Below are 18,339 nucleotides of genomic sequence, written 5' to 3'. Positions count from 1 at the left end.
TTTACCTTTCGTTGAGCCAGGTGGCGGCTTCGGTGGCGTAGTAGGTCAGGATGATGGAGGCACCTGCTCGGCGGATACCCATCAGGGCTTCCAGGGCAACCGCCTTGCGGTCAATCCACCCCTGGGCGGCGGCTGCTTCGATCATGGCATATTCGCCGGAGACATGGTAGGCGGCAACGGGGACGGGTGACAAGTCGGCTACCTCGCGCACGATGTCCAGGTAGGCGGTAGCGGGTTTGACCATGACCATGTCGGCGCCCTGCTCGATGTCGAGCTGCACCTCGTAGAGTGATTCGCGGCGGTTAGCCGGGTCCTGTTGGTAGGTTTTGCGGTCGCCGGTGAAGGTGGATCCCACCGCATCGCGGAAGGGGCCAAAGAAGGCAGAGGCGTATTTGGCGGAGTAGGCCAGGATAGAGACCTCGGTGAAACCGGCTTCGTCAAGGGCGGTGCGCATGGCGGCAATTTGACCGTCCATCATGCCGGAGGGGCTGACGGTGTGGGCCCCGGCGCGGGCCTGAGAAACCGCCATACGGCAGTAGGCTTCGACGGCTGCGTCATTATCAACGACCGGGTTGCCAAAGGCGTCCTCGGTAAGGGGGCCGCAGTGGCCGTGGTCGGTGAATTCGTCCAGGCAGGTGTCAGCCATGACGACCACAGAGTCGCCAAAGTGCTGGCGGACGGTGCGAATAGCCCGGTTGAGGATGCTGTCCTCAGCCCAGGCAGCGGAACCGGCCGCGTCCTTATCTTCATCGCGGGGCACACCGAAGAGGTCGATGCAGCGCACGCCGGCGTCGACGGCCTTCTGCACCTCACCGATGACAGTTTCCAGGGTGTGCTGGTACTGGCCGGGCATGGACTCAATGGGTACGGGGGCGTCAATGCCGTCGCGCACAAAAAGCACCTGCACCAAGTTAGCCGGAGTCAGGGCAGTTTCTGCGGTGAGGGCCCGCATGGGGCCGGTAGTGCGCAGGCGGCGGGGCCTGACTGGCAGGGCGGAGGGTTCAAACATGGTCTTCCTTGACAGGTAGGTGTTTTTATAGCTTAGAGGGCTAGGGCGGCAGCTGCCAGGTCAGCCGGTGCCGGGCTGGCAGACACGGTGATGGTGGAGGGGCGCAGATGCTCGGGTAGGTTGCGGGCGGCTGCCTCGGTACTGGCTCCGATGGCGACGGTGGGCGGCAGGGGGCTACCGGCGGCCTCCGCTAGGGTACGCAGGAGCAGGGGTGAGGTTGCGACCAGGACGTCGGTGGTTGCGAGCGCGGCGACGGCCGCTTCCAGGGTCAGGGCGGTATTATCCGGTTCGGACGCGCCCTCGGGCAGCTGGCTGGTCAGGGGGCTCTCTGCCGGGTAGGGCACCATGTCGTAGACCGGTAGGGTGGCTACGGTGTAGCCGTAGTCGGTCAGCCCCTCTTCGAGGGCCGGTGAGGCGGTGGTGCCCTGGACGGCTAGGACGGTTTCGTCCATGGGGTTATCCCACTCTTCGTCAATGAGCCACTCATCGACCATGCCAGCTGCTGACTGGGTTTCGGGCACGAAGTCCACCATCAGGCCCCGGTCGGTCAGTGCCGCTTCGGTAGCCTGGCCAACAGCGGCAATCTGGGCTGCCCCTAGGAGCTCTGCCAGGCTCTGACCTAGCCCCCGGGCTAGGGCGTCGAGTCCCAGCACCCCGTTGACCGAGGTGAAGGTGACCCAGGAGAACTCCCCGCGGATCAGGGCGAAGGCAACTTCTTCCCAGTCCTCCGGCTGGCTGCCGACCGCGTCCAAGATGGGGGCATAGAGCACCTGCGCGGTGGCGTCCTGCTCAGCGATAGCACGGGTAAACTCAGCCGCCTTAGCCGGGGTGCGGGTAATGAGATAGGTAGTCATAGCTCTAGGCACCGCCTTCAAGACCGGCGAGAGCGGCAGCGCCCATACCCAGCAGGTCATCGGCAGCCTGGGTGCCGAGGAAGGCGGCGGCTTCTACCGACAGGGTCTCTGTCTGCACGGTGTGCCGCAGCAGCTCGGTGCCGTCGGGATTAGCCACAGCGATGTTAAGGACGAGCTGGCCAGCGTCCACCAGGGCGTAAGCCCCAATAGGGGCGGTGCAGCCCGCTTCAAGGCGGCGGAGCAGGGCGCGCTCAGCGGTCACAGCCAGCTGGGTCTCGGTGTGGTTGACAGCAGCTACAGCCTGCCCCAGCTCTGTTTGCTCGCCTGCATCGTCGGTACGAATTTCGATAGCGAGAGCTCCCTGGCCGGGAGCGGGCACAACCCTGTCGACCCCCAGGTACTCAGTGATGGTCTCTGCAAGACCCAGACGGTGCAGACCGGCAGCAGCCAGCACAACCGCATCGCAGTCACCGGTGATAGCGCCAAGCTTCTTCTCACCGTGCAGGCCGTGGGCACCCACCCCGTAGTGCTCATTGCCAGCCACACGGGCCAGGCGGGTACCCACATTACCGCGGATATCAACAATGGTGAGGTCAGGACGGATAGCCAACAGCTGGGCGGCCCGACGCGGCGACCCCGTGCCCACACGGGCACCAGCAGGCAGGGTATCGAGGGTCAGACCGTCCCGGGCGCACAGGGCATCGCGGGGGTCCTCCCGCTCCGGGGTAGCAGCGACGGTCAGCCCCGGGCAGGGCGCACTGGGCAGGTCTTTCAGGGAATGGACGGCCACATCCACTCCCCCATCAAGCAGGCGGGCGCGCAGAGTCGCAGCAAAAACACCGGTACCACCCAGCTGAGACAGGGGGCCGGTGAGCACATCTCCCTCAGTTTTGACGGTGACGGTCTCTAGCTCAATGCCGGTCGCCTCCCGCATACGCTGAACAGCCCAGCCAGTCTGGGTGGTCGCAAGAGCCGACCCGCGCGTACCTACGGTAAATGTTCGAGCTGCCAATGAGCGTCCTTTCGTGCAATCTTTATCTGAAATCTTTAAGCCACCGTGTTGTAGAGGGGGCGCGGGGACGCGCTTGGAGCCGACTGGCTGGGGCTGGCATGAATTGAGCGAGCGCCCCAGCGCGAGCTCAAGAAGGTTAGTCGGCAAAAGCGCGTCCCCGCGCCCCCGAGCTAGAAGCAAGATGGAAACGGCGCACGCTTACGCACCGCACCAACTTGCCCCTGCCGCCTACCAGTCCAGCCTACTAGCCCTTGTAATCAGCAATCACCGGCTTCTCGGAGCCGGGGCGCTGGGACTTGCAGCAGTCGGGGTTGCAGGCGTCGAACCAGCCGTTTCCGCCGCAGACGGAGACGCGGGCTGCCTGTACGCCGTCGGCGTCCTGGGCGGGGGCGGTGGAGGCGACGCGTTCGGCAATCAGCTGGCGTAGGCCCTCAACGTAGGCGGGGTGGGTGCCGGGGGTGGGGGTGCGGGTTGCCGCGAAACCGAGGCGCTTGCAGGTGTCGAGGGCTTCGGTGTCGAGGTCCCATTTGACTTCCATGTGGTCTGAGACGAAGCCGAGGGGCACGAGCACGATGCCGTCGACCTTACCGTCGAGGGCTTCGAGGGCGTCGTTGACGTCGGGTTCGAGCCAGGGCATGGAGGGCGGGCCGGATCGGGACTGGTAGACCAGTTCCCAGTCGACTTCATCGAGGAGGGCGGGGTCAACGGCCTGTACACCGGCGAGGACGGTGCGGGCAGCTTCCAGGTGCTTTTCGACGTAGGCGGAGCCGCCTTCGTAGTCGACGCCGCGGGGGCCTGCCTCGTTGGCGGCGCTGGTGGGTACGGAGTGGGTGCAGAACATGATGCGGATTTTTCCGTTACCCGCGGCAGCCTGCTGGGCGGCAGCAAGCTGGGCACGGACGTCCGCGAGCCCCTCGACTAGGCCGTCGATGAAGGGCTGGATGAAGCCGGGGGTGTCCCAGAACTGGCGGACCTTGTCGATCTGCAGTTTGCCGTCTAGGCCCAGCTTTTCGAGGGCGATTCCGTAGTCTTCGCGGTACTGGCGGCAGGAGGAGTAGCCGGGGTAGGCGCTGGTAGCCAGCACAAGAATCTTGCGTTTTCCCTCGTCATAGGCCTTCTGGACTACATCGTTGACGTAGGGCTCCCAGTTGCGGTTAGCCCAGGTGATCTCGATGTCCGGGCCCTTTTCGGCCATAGCCTCGCGCAGGGCGGCCAGCAGGGCGCGGTTCTGCTCGTTGATGGGTGAGACGCCGCCGTTGGCCCGGTAGTGGGTGGCGACTTCTTCCAGGCGTTCGTCGGGGATGCCGCGGCCGGCGGTGACGTTGCGCAAGAAGGGGATGACGTCGTCCTGCCCTTCGGGGCCGCCGAAGGAGGACAGGATCACCAGGTCATAGTCCTGCGGGGCGGACGCGCGGGGGCGGGTGAGAGTGCGCTCGCTGGTGTAGGTGCCGATGGTGCTCTCATCGAGTACGGCCGGGCCGTTGGAGGCGGTGTTGGCCGGGTCGGTCTGGTTGGGGATGATGTCGTTAGGGAGCTGGACGGTCATTATGCGATCACCTGGGCAACCTCGGCGGCCTCAATGCGGCGGCCGGTGTAGAAGGGAACTTCTTCGCGCACGAAGTGGCGGGCTTCGGTGTTGCGGAAGGAGCGCATGAGGTCAACGAGGAGTACCAGTTCGGGAGCTTCGAGGGCGATGAGCCATTCGTAGTCGTTCAGGCCAAAGGTAGCGATGGTGTTGGGCAGCACCTCAGGGAAGTCAATGCCCTTCATACCGTGGTTTTTCATGACCTCGCGGCGCTTTTCGGGGTTGATGGTGTACCAGTCGTAGGAGCGCACAAAGGGGTAGACGCAGACCCAGCGTTCGGGGGCGATGCCCTTGGCGAAGGTGGGGGTGTGACCGGCTGAGAATTCGGCGTCGCGGTGTACGCCCATGGTTGACCAGACAATCTTGGTGCCCGAGAAAGCTGCGGTGCGGCGGAAGCTGCGGATTGCTGCCTGCAGGTCTTCGGGCACAGCACCGTGAACCCAGACCATCACGTCAGCGTCGTTGCGCATGGCTGAGACGTCGTAGAAGCCGCGGGTAATCACGCCCTTGGCTTCGAGCTCAGCAACCAGGGCTTCGAGTTCGGCGGTTGCCTCAGCGCCGGTAGCGGCGGGGTCAGCTGCACCTTCGCGGGCAAAAACGGTGTAGAGGGCGTAGTGGAACTGGCTGTCGCCTTCGGCTACTTCGCCGGGGCGCTGGCCCTGAATTTTGCCGGCCGCGTCCTTGGAAGTGGGCATGGGCGGACGGCCGCCGTGGCCGCTACCGCCGTGGCTATAAGCGCCATGGCCAGCTGAGCCGTGGCCTGCGCTGCCGTATGAGCTGGCGCTGTGGGGGTGTTCTGCAGGGTTACCGTGGTGTGACATGGGGTTACCTTTCGATGTGGGACGTTGAAGGCGAGTAGCCGCTACTTAGTCAGTAGCTGATGAGTCGGTGTTTTTCTGGATGAAGCGCCCCAGGTGCTCCTGGGTGTCTGCGGTGACGGCCGCCAGGCCGGTTCCGGCAATCCAGGCGCCGACGGCGGTGGCACCTGGCAGGTCGGCGAGGGCCGAGCGGAAGGCGGTAACGCGGTCCCTGTGCCCCGGCGTGGTGGAGGGCAGGGCGCTGCGCCAGCGCACGACGTCCGCTGCGACCAGGTGGCTCTTGGTGATGGGTACGCCCAGCAGGTGGCCTGCGTCGTGCAGACCCAGGGTGACCAGCTGGTCATCGTGCAGGGCCAGTTCTGAGAGCGGTGAGGTGTCGTGGTCCTTGCCGCGCCCGTAGGACAGGCGTACCACGTGGCGCCCTTCCCCTGCCCGTTCTGCGACCCAGGCCCACTTTGCGGTGGCGTGGGTGAGGGCCTTGGCGCGGACGCCGGTGGCAGCTTCGCTCACCAGCAGGCCGGTACCGCGCGGGGCGGTATCGAGGGCTGGCTGGTCGAGCACCAGGGAGACCAGGGCGACTTCGGGGCCGGGGGCAACGGCGGGCAGGGCGGACGCCGGCAGGTGGGGGCCAAGCAGCCGGATAGAGGTCTGGGCATCGGTGGCAACGACCAGTAATTCACCGCGGATCATGGCTGACTTTTCGCCGTATTCGGGCTGACGCTGGATAGCCGTCCAGCTACCGGTCACGGGGTCGCGGTCCACGGCGATAGTGTCGAAGCCGCTCACAATACGCACGCGCTGGCGCAGCAGATCATCGACCAGGGCTTCGGAGAGCTGGTTCATGCCCCCTTCGATTCCAGCAACCTGGGAGCCTGCTGGTGAAGCAGCTCGAAGGCGGGCGCTGGCTGCGGTAAGGGAGCCGAGCTCTCGCAGGCCGGTCAGCAGGCCCGGGGCGATGGTGGCAATTTCGAGCTGGTCGGGGTGTACCGAGTGCACACCGGATACCACCGGGGCTACCAGCTGGTCGAGCACCTGCTGGCCCAAACGCACCCGCACCAGCTCACCCAGGGTTTTGGCGTTAGACCCGGCTGAGCGCGGCAGCACGGCATCGAGCTTGGCGCGGCGATAGCCTGCCCGGCCCAGAATTTTCTTGAGGGCCGGGTCATCGAGGCTACCGGGAATGCCCAGAACACCGGTGGACGGTGAGGGGTAGGGCCCGGTGGGTAGGTAGAGCCAGGAGCCAAGAGGCTCGGGCATCACGATGCGGTCACTCAGCCCCAGGTCGGTCAGCAGGTTGCGGACGGCGTCGGTACGGGTTGCAAAGGACTCAGCACCGGAATCCAGCACCAGGCCAGCTAGCTGGTGGGCACCTACAGCACCTCCCAGGTGGCTTTCCCGTTCAACCAGGGTGACTTTCTTACCGGCGCGGGCTAGTTCGCGGGCTGCGAGCAGGCCCGAGATGCCGCCGCCAATCACCAGGGCGGTGTTGTGCAGGTGCTGGTGCTGTGCCATGGGGTTCTTTTTCCTAGCCTTTGCGGGTTGAGGTGTGGATGTAGTCGACCAGGCGGGTCAGGACGGTGGGGTCGGTGGTTGGGGGCACCCCGTGCCCCAGGTTGACCACGTGGGCCGGGGCGCAGCGTCCTTCTTCAAGAACCGCATCGGTGTGGGCGGCAAGGGCCTCCCAGCCCGAGGCGAGCAGGGCCGGGTCAATGTTGCCCTGTAGCACGATGCCGCCGCCCAAACGGCGCTGGGCTTCGGAGAGGGGCAGGCGGTAGTCAACACCGATGACGTCGGCGCCGGCTTCAAGCATGGCGGGCAGCAGCTCGGCGGTGCCGGTACCAAAGTGGATGCGGGGCACCCCGTAGTGTTCAACGGCTGCGAGGGTGGCTGCGGAGTGGGGCATGACGAAGCGACGGTAGTCGGCCTCGCCCAGGGACCCTGCCCAGGAGTCGAAGAGCTGCACGGCTGAGGCACCCGCCTCAATCTGGGCAGCCAGGAACTGGGCTGAGGTGCGGGCGGCCCAGGCACCCAGGGCTTCCCAGGCTTCGGGGTCGGCGTGCATCATGGTGCGCGGACGCAGATGGTCGCGGGAGGGCCCGCCCTCTACCATGTAGGCGGCCACGGTGAAGGGGGCACCGGCAAAGCCGATGAGCGGGGTGGAGCCCAGCTTTTCAACGGTCAGGGCGACAGCTTCTCGAATGGGGTCGAGGGCGGAGTCTTCGAGTTCGGGCAGGTTCTTAATATCGTCGAGGGTGCGGACGGGGGCATCGAGCACGGGGCCGCGCCCGGGAACGATATCGACACCCACACCGGCTAGCTTCATGGGGATGACGATATCAGAGAAGAAGATACCGGCATCGACCTTGTGGCGGCGCACCGGCTGAACCGTAATTTCTGCGGCCAGCTCAGGGTTGAGGCAGGAATCCAGCATGGGAATTCCCTCGCGAATTTCGCGGTACTCGGGCAGGGAGCGTCCTGCCTGGCGCATAAACCAGACCGGGGCGTGCTCGGCTTCGCGCCCGGTCAGGGTACGAATCATGACTGACTCGCCAGTACCGGCGGTCTTCAAGGGGTGGGTAGCGGGCAGGTGGGCAAGCTGCTCGTCGGTGAGCAGGGGGCGCTGACGCAGCGCTGATGACACGGTCTGACTCATATACACCATTCTGCCAAGTTTAAAGCACAACTTTAGAGACAACCTGTCACCAGACCCCAACAGGGAGCTGTCTATAATAGAGTCGTCGTGACTATTTTCAGCCTTGTAGCATCGCATCGCTCCGTCGACCTCACCACCGTGGCTTATCTCAGCGAAGGCGTTGAGAAAATCCACCGGGATCTTGAACGCACCGGCATTCGTGGTGAGGTGATTTTGTCTACCTGCAACCGCTTAGAGCTCTACGCAGAGATTCCCAGCAAGCCGGGGGCCACCGACCAGAACATCGCCAACGATGTTGCTACCGCCTCAGAGCACATTTTTGACCTGATCTCCCAGCGGTCCGGGCTTTCCTACGACCTGGTAGAAAACAGTTTTGATGTGCTGGTGAATACCGATGCGGCCCACCACCTCTTCACTGTGGCCTCAGGCCTAGAGTCGGCTGTTGTGGGTGAACGCGAAATCACCGGCCAGGTGCGCCGCGCTCTATCTCTCTCCCAGGAGCAAGGACGGGCCACCGGCAACCTGGTGCGCCTCTTTGAACACGGTGCCCAAACTGCCCGCCGGGTCGGCCAGCAAACCATGCTGGGCTCCCGGGGCCGCTCCATCGTGTCGGTTGCCCTGGATATGGCCGACGACATCGCCGACAAAACCTGGGAGAACCGCCGGGTTCTGGTCTTTGGTACCGGCGCCTACGCCGGGGCCACCGTAGCTGCCCTCCATTCTCGGGGGACGACCGATATCTGGATATACTCCCGCTCAGATCGTGCAGCCACTTTTGCCGACAAACGCGGGGTACAGGCAGTGCCCCACGGGGAACTGCACGAACAGATGGCAGCGGCCGATATCATCATCGGCTGCTCGGGTGGCGCCTCCCCCATGCTCCCCATCGAAATCCCCGCCGGCAAGCGCGTCATCCTTGATTTAGCGCTCTCCCGCGACTTCGCCCCCGAGGTAGCAGACCTACCCGAGGTAGAACTCATTACCCTCGAATCTGTGCGCCTGGCCGCCCCCGAAGAGACCGTAGAGTCCGTGCACACTGCCCGCACAATTGTGGACGAAGCCGCCTCAGAATTCTCCATTAAAGAGAAAGCCCGCAGCGTCGACGCTGCTATTGTTGCTCTCAGACAACACACCATGAGCGTACTCGACGCCGAGCTCGCTAAGGTGCACAACCAGTACGGGTGCACCGCAGCAACTGAACAGCTTGAACTCGCAATGCGCCGCATGGTCAAGTCCCTCCTGCACACCCCGACCGTCCGCGCCCGAGACATGGCACGCGAAGGCCGGGTAGACGACTATGTAGCGGCCCTCGAAGCCCTCTACGGAATCGAAGTGCAAGAAACCCCCGAAGAGGCCGAGCCCCAAACCGACGCCTCCTAGCAGGCAGGCACCCCACCAGCCGCGACCCCGTCCGCCCACCACCCCAAAGGTTCGGCAGCAACGATGTCTACCACCATATTTTCAGCTGACTCCGACCCCGGCGACCCCATCGACCCGTCCGGGGCCTCCCGTCTGCCCAAAGACCTGCGCCGCCAGCAGCTCATCGGCAACGCCGTGCGTGTTTTTGCTTCCCAGGGCTACCACGCCACCACCATGGACCACATCGCCACCGCCTCTAATGTGACCAAGCCCGTGCTCTACCAGCACTTCACCGGCAAACGCGACCTCTACCTGGCCGTACTCGATGAACAAATCAACAACCTCATGACCCAGCTGGTGCAGCCCCTCTACACCACCAAGGTCAACCGCGAACGAGTGCAGGGCGTCATTGGCGCCTTCTTCAGCTTTGCCCGCAATAATGTGGCAGGCTACCGCGTCATCTTTGAATCCGATATTCAGAACGACTACGCGGTGCAAGAACGCACTGAGACCATGCACATCACCATCGCCAAGCGAATCGCCGAGGTACTAGCGCCCAATGCGGGCATGCCCTTTGAAGAGGCCCTGATGACGGCCCGCATGCTCACCGGCATGGTGCAGGCAGCTGCCCACATGGTCATCGGAACCGATGCCTCACCCCAGCAGCTTGCAATGGCTGAGCGTGCGGTCTTCCGGCTGGCCTGGGGCGGTATCTCCATCATCGATGAAGATTGGGAGTAGCGCCCCCGCCGTTGCAGCCTTTTTCTCCCCTGTCAGCTCAGACCGAAACCCCGCACCTTTCCTGCCCCTACTCACGTAAACTGGTGGGCAGAGACCCCCTGCAGTCAGGTAGGGAACCATCGAAAGGAAACCTCATGGAAATCAAGATTGGCGTTATCAACGTGCCCAGCCAGGTCGTCATCGACACCGACGAAACCGCCTCAGACGTCCGCGCCAAGGTCGCTGCGGCTCTTGAGCAGGGCGGCATCCTGGAACTGACCGATTCTAAGGGTTCCACCACCCTGGTTCCGGCCGCTAACATCGGCTATGTCGAGCTGGGCGCTGAAACCAAGCACCGCATCGGCTTCGGTATCGGCCAGTAACACCGGGCTTACTCAGCCAGAGGGGCCCCGGGAGTTTGACGCAAAACTCCCGGGGCCCCTCTTACATTTACGGCACTTGGCGGTAGAATAAAGAAGTTATTTGGTTGCCCGGTCGTACCATCCGTATAGACTCACCTGCCTTTAGCTCTCCCGCCCAACGCTCTGCAAGCGTCCGCCCGGCGGTTGATAGAGCTTCTTTGTTGCATGAAAACCCACGATCGGCTTCCTCGTTTGCCCCGGGCCGGGGCCTCACCCTATAAGGAACACGATTCGTGACTAACCCTGATACCACTAAAACTTTCGCCGACTACGGCGTGCGCCAAGACATTGCCGATGCCCTCGCCGAGAAGGGCATCGTCTCCCCCTTCCCCATTCAGGCCCTGACCCTACCGGTGGCCCTGTCTGGCCAGGACATCATCGGTCAGGCTAAGACCGGTACCGGTAAAACCCTGGGCTTTGGTCTGCCTGCCCTGCAGAGTGTTGCTGTCCCGGGTTCGGATGCTTTCAACCAGCTTCCCGCCCCCGGTGCGCCCCAGGCCCTGATTATCGTTCCCACCCGTGAACTGGCTATCCAGGTGGGCGATGACCTCTCTGTTGCTGCCTCAAAGACCGGCGTGCGAGTAGCAACCCTCTACGGCGGCCGCCCCTACGACACCCAGGTCAAAGAACTGGAAAAGGGCGTTGAGCTGATCGTGGGCACCCCGGGCCGCCTGATTGACCTGCACCGCCAGAAGTACCTCAACCTCACCCAGATTAAGATTGTGGTACTCGATGAGGCAGACGAGATGCTTGACCTGGGCTTCCTGCCCGATGTGGAGCGTATTCTCTCAGCCGTGCCCGAGGTACGCCAGACCATGCTCTTCTCGGCGACCATGCCCGGGCCGGTCCTGACCATGGCCCGCCGCTACATGAGCCGCCCCATGCATATCCGCGCCGAATCCGGCGAAGAAGAGACCATGACTAAGGCCTCGATTCGCCAGGTTATTTACCGGGCCCACCCCCTCGATAAGGACGAGCTGGTCGGCCGTATTCTGCGCGCCGAGGGCCGGGGCCGCACCGTCATTTTCACCAAGACCAAGCGCTCCGCTGCCAAGCTCTCTGATGAGCTGACCGCCCGAGGTTTTGCGGCCGGCGCTATTCACGGCGACCTCAACCAGGGTGCCCGCGAGCAGGCCCTGCGGGCCTTCCGCAACGGCAAGATTGACATTCTGGTTGCAACCGATGTGGCAGCCCGCGGTATTGACGTTGAGGACGTCACCCACGTCATCAACTACCAGTGTCCCGAGGACGAGAAGACCTACCTGCACCGTGTGGGCCGCACTGGCCGCGCGGAGAAGGAAGGCACCGCCGTCACCCTGGTGGACTGGGAGGACGTACCCCGCTGGAAGCTGATCAACAAGGCCCTGGAGCTGGGCGTAGATGAGCCTGTTGAAACCTACTCTTCTTCCCCCCACCTCTTCACTGACTTGGGTATTGCCAAGGGAACCAAGGGCCGTCTGCCTAAGGAGGAGCGCACCGCAGCGGGTCTGCAGGCTGAAGAGGCTGAGGACTTTGGTGGCGCACCTGCTCGTGAGAAGCGCCAGGGGCGCGGTGGCCGCGGGGATCGTCGCGGACGGTCGGGCTCCCGTTCTCCGCGCCGCGAGGGCTCACGCTCTGGCGGTGAGGGCCGGGGGCAGAAGCGCGATGATCAGCGTGGCGGTCAGAGCGGGGAGGCTGATTCTAAGCCGCGCCGTCGCCGTACCCGCCGGGTTGAGGGTGAAGCCGGGCAGGAGCGTCCGGCCCGCCGCCAGCGCCAGCAGAAGCCTGCTGAAGCGGCTGAAGGTAGCCAGCAGGGTGAAGGCCAGCGCCGCCGTCGCCGCCGCACCCGCCGGGTAGAGGGCAGCGACAGCTAACCCCTAGGTACCATTTAAATCAGAAATGACCAGCAACTAGCTGGTCATTTCTGATTTAAATGGTACTCACAAGAGCTTATTCGTTTATGAAGGTGAAGCATGCTCGCAGCGAAGCTGCTGGCTCGGCGGCTGGCGTGAATCGCCCTTGTGAGCGAAGCGAACCATGCGAGAGGGTCGGCAGCGAGCGTGAGCATGCGGAACCGCCAGCGAACAAGTCACCCTACCCTAGCGGGTGGCGCGGGCCTGGCCCTCTGCGTAGCCAGCGGCCGACTGAATACCCACCACGGCTCGCTCGGCGAACTCCTCAATGGAGGCAGCACCGGCGTAGGTGAAGGATGAGCGGACGCCCGAGATAATCGAGTCGATCTGATCTTCTACGCCGCCGCGCCCCTCGGGCAGGTAGATTCGGGCTGATGAGATGCCCTCTTCGAACATTTCACGGCGGGCCTTTTCAAAGGCTTCGGTCTTGGAGTTGCGGTTGATGACCGCGCGGCGGGAGGCCATGCCGAAGGATTCCTTGTAGAGGCGACCGTCGGCGTCCTGCAGTACGTCGCCGGGTGACTCGTAGGTGCCCGCGAACCAGGAACCGACCATGACGTTGGAGGCACCGGCGGCCAGGGCCAGGGCGACGTCGCGGGGGTCCTTGATACCGCCGTCCGCCCAGACGTGTACGCCCAGCTTCTTGGCTTCGGCGGCGCATTCCAGTACGGCGGAGAACTGGGGTCGGCCCACGCCGGTCTGCATGCGGGTGGTGCACATGGCGCCGGGGCCAACGCCGACCTTGATGATGTCGGCTCCTGCTTCTGCCAGGTCGCGGACGCCCGCGGCGGTGACCACGTTGCCGGCGGCTACGGGGATGGAGGGGTTGAGGGCCTTGACCTTCTTGAGGGCTTCGATCATGGTTTCCTGGTGGCCGTGGGCGGTGTCGACCACGAGCACATCGGCACCAGCCTCGATCAGGGCGGCGGCGCGACCTGCTACATCGCCGTTGATGCCAATCGCAACGCCGATGCGGAGCTTGCCATTGGCGTCGGTGGCAGGTTCGTAGAGGCTGGCGCGCAGGGCGGCCGAGCGAGTCAGCACGCCGACCAGCTTGCCGTCAGCATCCACAACGGGGGCAACCTTGCGGGACTTCTCGTGCAGAATATCGAAGGCTTCACGCGGGGTGACGGTGTCGGGCAGGGTGAGCAGTTCGGTACTCATCAGGTCTTGTACCTGGTCAAAGTTGTCTGCCCCGCGCAGATCCTTGGGGGTAATGACGCCGATGGGGGTTTCGCCGTCCACGACGATAGCGGCCCCGTGGGCACGCTTGGGCAGTAGATGGCGCACGTAACCTGCGGTGTGGTGGGGCTTGACGGTGATGGGGGTGTCGAAAATCAGGTGGGAGTTTTTGACCCGTTTGATGGTTTCGGCGACGATGTCGGTGGGAACGTCCTGGGGAATGATGGCGATGCCGCCGCGGCGGGCAACGGTTTCAGCCATGCGACGGCCGGAAACGGCGGTCATATTAGCGATAACCAGGGGGATGGTGGTGCCGGTTCCATCGGCGGTGGAGAGGTCTACGCCCATGCGGGAACCTACCGCGGAGCGGGAGGGAACCATGAACACGTCGTTGTAGGTGAGGTCTGTTTGAGGGGTCATGTCGTTGAGAAACTTCATGTAATCCAGCCTACGCCTGTCACTTCTTAGGTCTTGCAAGGACGGCGGGGATTAGCTAATAGCCAAAGTGATGCAAAAATCTCTCCCCAAGCCTCTGTGAACTGCGCTATACTCAACATCAGATAATTTATTTAGGTTCAAAATAAATACTTTGGCTCTACCGATTGGATGCTAAAAGATGGCAAGCATTAAGTTCTCCGACGTCACCTGCCGATATGACGGCGCTGACCGCGACTCCGTCTCTCACCTCAACCTTGATATTGAAGATGGTGAGTTTCTAGTACTGGTTGGCCCTTCGGGGTGCGGCAAGTCAACCGTGCTACGTATGCTCGCTGGCTTGGAAGATGTCAGTTCCGGCAGTATTCATATCGGAGATAAAGACGCCACCAATATCGACTCGCGAGACCGTGATATCGCTATGGTTTTCCAAAGCTATGCGCTCTATCCCCATATGAGCGTGCGCGACAACATTGCTTTCCCTCTCAAGATGGCGAAATACCCTAAAGACAAGATGAATCGCCGTGTCGAAGAGGCCGCTAAGTTACTTGATCTCACCCAGTACCTTGACCGCAAGCCCAAGGCCCTCTCAGGCGGTCAGCGCCAGCGCGTTGCCATGGGCCGCGCTATTGTGCGGGAGCCGCAGGTTTTCCTTATGGACGAACCGCTCTCAAACCTCGATGCTAAACTGCGTGTGCAGACCCGCACCCAGATCTCAGAACTTACTACTCAATTGGGCGTCACCACCGTCTACGTCACCCACGACCAGACCGAAGCAATGACTATGGGCGACCGCGTTGCTGTACTCAAAGAGGGCATTTTGCAGCAGGTAGATACCCCTGCGAACCTCTATAACCACCCGCGCAATGAGTTTGTCGCCGGTTTTATCGGCTCACCCTCAATGAACATCCTCAAGTGTTCAGTTGAAAATGGCCGAGCAAACCTTGACCATGCCTCCGTCACATTACCCGAGGGCGTACAGCGTTCTATGGGCATAGCGCATAAGACAATCCACCTGGGAGTGCGACCTGAAGATTTCAGAGTCGTCAATGAAGGTGAAGGCTTCGCTGTTCACGTTGACTTGGTAGAAGAGCTGGGCGCAGATTCCTACATCCACGCATCACTCCCATCACGATCCCCCATTCAGCTTCAAAGCCCCAACGTCGAACGTCCAGCGCAGATTATCATTCGAGCCGAGGGCAATAGCCCCTACCGACGCTTCGATACTATCTACATCGCTCCAACCGGAAAATGTCACTTCTTCGATGCAGAAAGCGGTGAAAACCTAGAACTGATTTAGGCATAGAAAAATAAGGGGCGCACCATCAGGTGCGCCCCTTAACTTCGTCCGATTTTTTACTCAATCTATAGCAAACAACCCAACTCAGCTTTCTAAAGCAGTCTCACGAACCCGCTTGATAGCTGCCTGCACAGCCCCAAGACGTACCGCGTCTTGCCCCACAGGCGATACCGTCACCTGCACCCAGGGTGCATAGAGATATTCCTGGATACGCTCTTGGATCGCTTCTGTTCGTCCCTTAAAAAGGCTTCCTGCCACTCCTGAAAGCAACACGTTGTCAAGGTCAAGAGGACCAACCAGAACAGCACAGACACGCGCAACTATATCAACAAGCTGATCAAATTTTTCTAAAGCAACCGCATCATGTCTTTCCACTTCTGCAAAGAAATCCAGAGCTGTGACCTGCTGAGATTTCCATTTAGCGAGCGAGGTAGGTTTTTCTGCGTGGTGTTCAATAGCGTCTTTAGCTAGGTGACGAGCACGAGCAAGTAATCCAACTGTTGACTCCACGCCATCGACGATCTCGAGCACGCGTAGCTCACCCGCCCCGCCGTGGCGCTGCCTTAGCAGCTCTCCATTCAAGATAATTCCGGACCCAAAGCGCGCTCCTGCTAAGAGAGTAGCAAATGAACGTTCTTTAAGCTGCGGGTCAGCTTGTAAATCCGCAATTGCAGCGAGATTAGCATCATTTTCGACGGCCACTTCCCAGCCTTCATCAGCCCAAAGCGCATTGAGATCAGGGTTCATTAGCCCCCAGTAGTCATTATGTCCCGACGGAGATGTACCATCGATAGCCACCGGAGCTGGAATACCAATTACTGCTACAGACACTTCATGCGTTTCGACCTCCGCAGCACTCAGTGCCTGATGAACGGTATCAATTATGCTTTGACGGCGTGCCTCACCGTTCTTCCATGAGCTGGGAAAGCTGCGGTATACACCTCCAAGTTCATGACCCAATAAATCAGCGACGGTAGCAGAAATATGATGTTCCCCAGCGTCCACTCCAACAACAAGGGTTTTACGGTAGTTGAATCTATATCGTTTAGCGGGGCGCCCCGCAGAATACTCTCCTACTTTCCGGGTATCGTCAGCTGCATTGACCCATCCTAGTTCAATCAGATCTTTGCACAGTGAGAGCACAGTAGCGCGGGTTAGATCAGCAGTTTCCATCAGTTCGCTAGCGGTACAGGGAGGGAGCACCCACATGTAGTCCAGAATTTGCTGCATATTACCTCGACGCTGCAGCGTCTGCGCAGATTTTGATTGCGGCACAAAAACTCCTTCTCTTAGACACCATCTTAAACCATTGCCACAACTTTATTTAGAGGCTATATTTAGTAGTGATTGGAATATATGTTTTAGACCACAGGGGGCATAGTGGTACCTATTATCACTCAACGAACCATCTCCCGGCGCACCGTCTTTACGGCCGGCGCTCTGGGCCTTTTCAGTCTGGGAGCAACCGGGTGCGCTCCGTCCAAGCCAACCATTACGCTCTACCAAAGCAAGCCCGAAGTAATCCCTTATTTCAGGGATCTCATTGCGCAGTTCAACGAGACCGTGGGTGATTTCAAAGTAGTCCACGATGCTACTTCAAGCCTTTCAGGTAGCTTCGCTCGAGGTAATCCGCCTGATGCTGGATGCCTTAATTACAACTATGAGATGGCTCGTTTTCAGGAGCGCGGTGAGCTGTCTGATCTCAGCGGCATGCTAGCAAACATCAATATCGCACCCGGCATCCAGGAACTCGTTGATCAGTACCCCACCTATCTCGGCCGCACCAGTGTCATACCTTATTCGATGATGGCTGCTGCAACTTTCTACAACAAAGACATATTCGATGCCCACGGGCTGGATATTCCTGAGACTTACTCAGAGCTTATCGATGTTTGCGAAAAACTCACCGCTGCGGGAGTAACCCCGTTCTACTTCACAACAGCAGATGCCTGGACCATCTCTCAGGGCATAGCAGATTACAGTATCGGTGGTTCGATTGATGTTGCAGACTTCTTTGCACAACTAAGAGCTCTGGGACAAGATGCTTCAGATGATTCTGAAGTCTCTTTCGCAAAGAATTTCAAGGAGCCTCTGGAAAAGGGGCTACAGCTAGCTCAGTACACCAATAAGGACGCTACATCTCGTGGATATGGTGATGGCAACCTAGCATTTGCAAATGGCGAAGCCGCCATGTATTTGCAAGGGCCGTGGGCTATTTCCGAGATTATGTCAATTAACCCCGATGCAAATATAGGTATTTTTCCTCTACCAATGACGGAAAACCCCGCAGACCGCAAGGTACGAGTCAATCTTGATTTGGCTTTATGGATTCCCGAAAAAGCCAGCCATCTTGAGTACTCTCGCCAATTGTTAGAGTATCTGCTAACTCCATCCATCATGGATGAATATAATGCAGCGAATAATGGCTTTGGAGTCCGTGAAGATTCCCCAGCAGTTACAGACCCTCGCCTGCAGGACTTACAGAAGTTTGTAGATGAAGCGGCATTCTATCAAGGTGCTTCTGTCTCAATTCCTAGAACTATCCCCTTCGAGAACTACATGCAAAGTATCTTTAGCGGTGGCAACCTCGAAGAAACCCTCAAAACACTCGACGGGGACTGGCAACGTACTGCCCGCCGTCAAGCGACTAATGAACAGTAAGGCGGCGGTGAAATAATGAGCTCAATTGCAACAATCGGGGCGAATAAAAAGCCCAAAAAAGTGAATCGGCTGTATTACTACTTCCTCGTTCCTTCACTGATTCTCTTCACGCTCAGCATCACTTTGCCTGCGTTGATGGGTATCTTCTACAGCTTTACAGACTCAATCGGTTTCGGAGACTACAATTTCGTGGGTCTCAACAATTACGCTGTACTGTTCAGTGATCCAGCGGTAGTCCGATCATATTTATTTACCATCGGCGTCTCACTGCTGACCGTTATTTTAACGAACATTATTGCCTTGCTGCTGGCTGTAGGATTGACTAGCCAGATTAAGTTCCGCACTACGCTACGCACTATGAGGCTTATTCAAAAGTCCCACCCGCAGCCAAAAACACCAACCCCCGCACCACCGCAAACACCCGCCCATACAACCCC

16 protein-coding genes are annotated in these 18,339 nt (G+C 60.7%); 7 read left to right on the top strand and 9 right to left on the bottom strand.

All coding sequences use genetic code 11. The annotated features are described in order from the left end of the window. Window position 1 precedes the first annotated feature (1 nt). The 7 genes from hemB to hemE all read right to left on the bottom strand — a co-directional run bounded on the left by hemB (window position 2) and on the right by hemE (window position 7,931). Window positions 2-1,009 carry a porphobilinogen synthase gene (gene hemB, locus ACFP6B_RS06490; RefSeq protein WP_377128368.1) on the bottom strand — a complete coding sequence of 336 codons (1,008 nt, stop codon included), beginning with the start codon at window positions 1,007-1,009 and terminating at the stop codon, window positions 2-4. Between the two features lie 32 nt (window positions 1,010-1,041). After that, window positions 1,042-1,863 (bottom strand): uroporphyrinogen-III synthase, encoded by an 822-nt coding sequence (locus ACFP6B_RS06485; RefSeq protein ID WP_377128365.1) that lies wholly within the window; start codon window positions 1,861-1,863, stop codon window positions 1,042-1,044. A 4-nt stretch (window positions 1,864-1,867) separates the two neighbouring features. Next, window positions 1,868-2,875: a hydroxymethylbilane synthase gene (gene hemC, locus ACFP6B_RS06480; protein WP_377128362.1), complete on the bottom strand. Its 1,008-nt coding sequence runs from the start codon at window positions 2,873-2,875 to the stop codon at window positions 1,868-1,870. Window positions 2,876-3,119: 244 nt separating this feature from the next. Beyond that, window positions 3,120-4,421 (bottom strand): ferrochelatase, encoded by a 1,302-nt coding sequence (locus ACFP6B_RS06475; protein WP_377128359.1) that lies wholly within the window; start codon window positions 4,419-4,421, stop codon window positions 3,120-3,122. After that, window positions 4,421-5,281 (bottom strand): hydrogen peroxide-dependent heme synthase, encoded by an 861-nt coding sequence (gene hemQ, locus ACFP6B_RS06470; protein WP_377128356.1) that lies wholly within the window; start codon window positions 5,279-5,281, stop codon window positions 4,421-4,423. Before hemQ ends, ACFP6B_RS06475 begins: the two co-directional genes overlap by 1 nt. A 45-nt stretch (window positions 5,282-5,326) precedes the next feature. Continuing rightward, window positions 5,327-6,790: a protoporphyrinogen oxidase gene (gene hemG / locus ACFP6B_RS06465; RefSeq protein WP_377128353.1), complete on the bottom strand. Its 1,464-nt coding sequence runs from the start codon at window positions 6,788-6,790 to the stop codon at window positions 5,327-5,329. Between the two features lie 13 nt (window positions 6,791-6,803). Next, the gene (hemE, locus tag ACFP6B_RS06460; protein ID WP_377128350.1) at window positions 6,804-7,931 is read right to left on the bottom strand and encodes a uroporphyrinogen decarboxylase; all 1,128 of its coding nucleotides are present in this window, start codon (window positions 7,929-7,931) and stop codon (window positions 6,804-6,806) included. A gap of 87 nt (window positions 7,932-8,018) precedes the next feature. On the opposite strand from hemE, the gene ACFP6B_RS06455 reads away from it, so the two are divergent. From ACFP6B_RS06455 to ACFP6B_RS06440, 4 genes are all read left to right on the top strand, one after another. Continuing rightward, the gene (locus ACFP6B_RS06455; protein WP_377128347.1) at window positions 8,019-9,311 is read left to right on the top strand and encodes a glutamyl-tRNA reductase; all 1,293 of its coding nucleotides are present in this window, start codon (window positions 8,019-8,021) and stop codon (window positions 9,309-9,311) included. A gap of 63 nt (window positions 9,312-9,374) precedes the next feature. After that, a complete protein-coding gene (locus ACFP6B_RS06450) occupies window positions 9,375-10,031 on the top strand; it encodes a TetR/AcrR family transcriptional regulator (protein WP_377128344.1) in 657 nt (218 codons plus the stop codon). 134 nt (window positions 10,032-10,165) lie between these two features. Further along, window positions 10,166-10,393 carry a DUF3107 domain-containing protein gene (locus tag ACFP6B_RS06445; protein WP_237185793.1) on the top strand — a complete coding sequence of 76 codons (228 nt, stop codon included), beginning with the start codon at window positions 10,166-10,168 and terminating at the stop codon, window positions 10,391-10,393. A 272-nt stretch (window positions 10,394-10,665) separates the two neighbouring features. Further along, the gene (locus tag ACFP6B_RS06440; RefSeq protein WP_377128340.1) at window positions 10,666-12,285 is read left to right on the top strand and encodes a DEAD/DEAH box helicase; all 1,620 of its coding nucleotides are present in this window, start codon (window positions 10,666-10,668) and stop codon (window positions 12,283-12,285) included. Window positions 12,286-12,510: 225 nt separating this feature from the next. Here ACFP6B_RS06440 and ACFP6B_RS06435 read toward each other — a convergent pair whose 3' ends face one another. Then, window positions 12,511-13,944 (bottom strand): GuaB1 family IMP dehydrogenase-related protein, encoded by a 1,434-nt coding sequence (locus ACFP6B_RS06435; RefSeq protein WP_377128337.1) that lies wholly within the window; start codon window positions 13,942-13,944, stop codon window positions 12,511-12,513. 178 nt (window positions 13,945-14,122) lie between these two features. Here ACFP6B_RS06435 and ACFP6B_RS06430 point away from each other — a divergent pair, with 178 nt between their 5' ends. Further along, window positions 14,123-15,241: an ABC transporter ATP-binding protein gene (locus tag ACFP6B_RS06430; protein ID WP_377128334.1), complete on the top strand. Its 1,119-nt coding sequence runs from the start codon at window positions 14,123-14,125 to the stop codon at window positions 15,239-15,241. 84 nt (window positions 15,242-15,325) lie between these two features. Here the strand turns inward: ACFP6B_RS06430 and ACFP6B_RS06425 are convergent, their stop codons facing one another. After that, on the bottom strand, window positions 15,326-16,516 hold the full coding sequence (locus tag ACFP6B_RS06425; RefSeq protein WP_377128331.1) for an ROK family transcriptional regulator: 1,191 nt from the start codon (window positions 16,514-16,516) through the stop codon (window positions 15,326-15,328). A 105-nt stretch (window positions 16,517-16,621) separates the two neighbouring features. Here ACFP6B_RS06425 and ACFP6B_RS06420 point away from each other — a divergent pair, with 105 nt between their 5' ends. Further along, window positions 16,622-17,902 carry an ABC transporter substrate-binding protein gene (locus ACFP6B_RS06420; RefSeq protein ID WP_377128328.1) on the top strand — a complete coding sequence of 427 codons (1,281 nt, stop codon included), beginning with the start codon at window positions 16,622-16,624 and terminating at the stop codon, window positions 17,900-17,902. A 15-nt stretch (window positions 17,903-17,917) separates the two neighbouring features. Next, the coding region (locus ACFP6B_RS06415; protein ID WP_377128325.1) for a carbohydrate ABC transporter permease at window positions 17,918-18,339 on the top strand (422 nt) is incomplete at its 3' end.

Origin of the sequence: Rothia nasimurium (assembly GCF_042660305.1) — a bacterium.
GTDB classification, from domain to species: Bacteria; Actinomycetota; Actinomycetes; order Actinomycetales; family Micrococcaceae; genus Rothia; species Rothia nasimurium.
The sequence above is the reverse complement of the archived record's forward strand: the minus strand, read 5'-3'. Positions and strand labels throughout refer to the sequence as shown.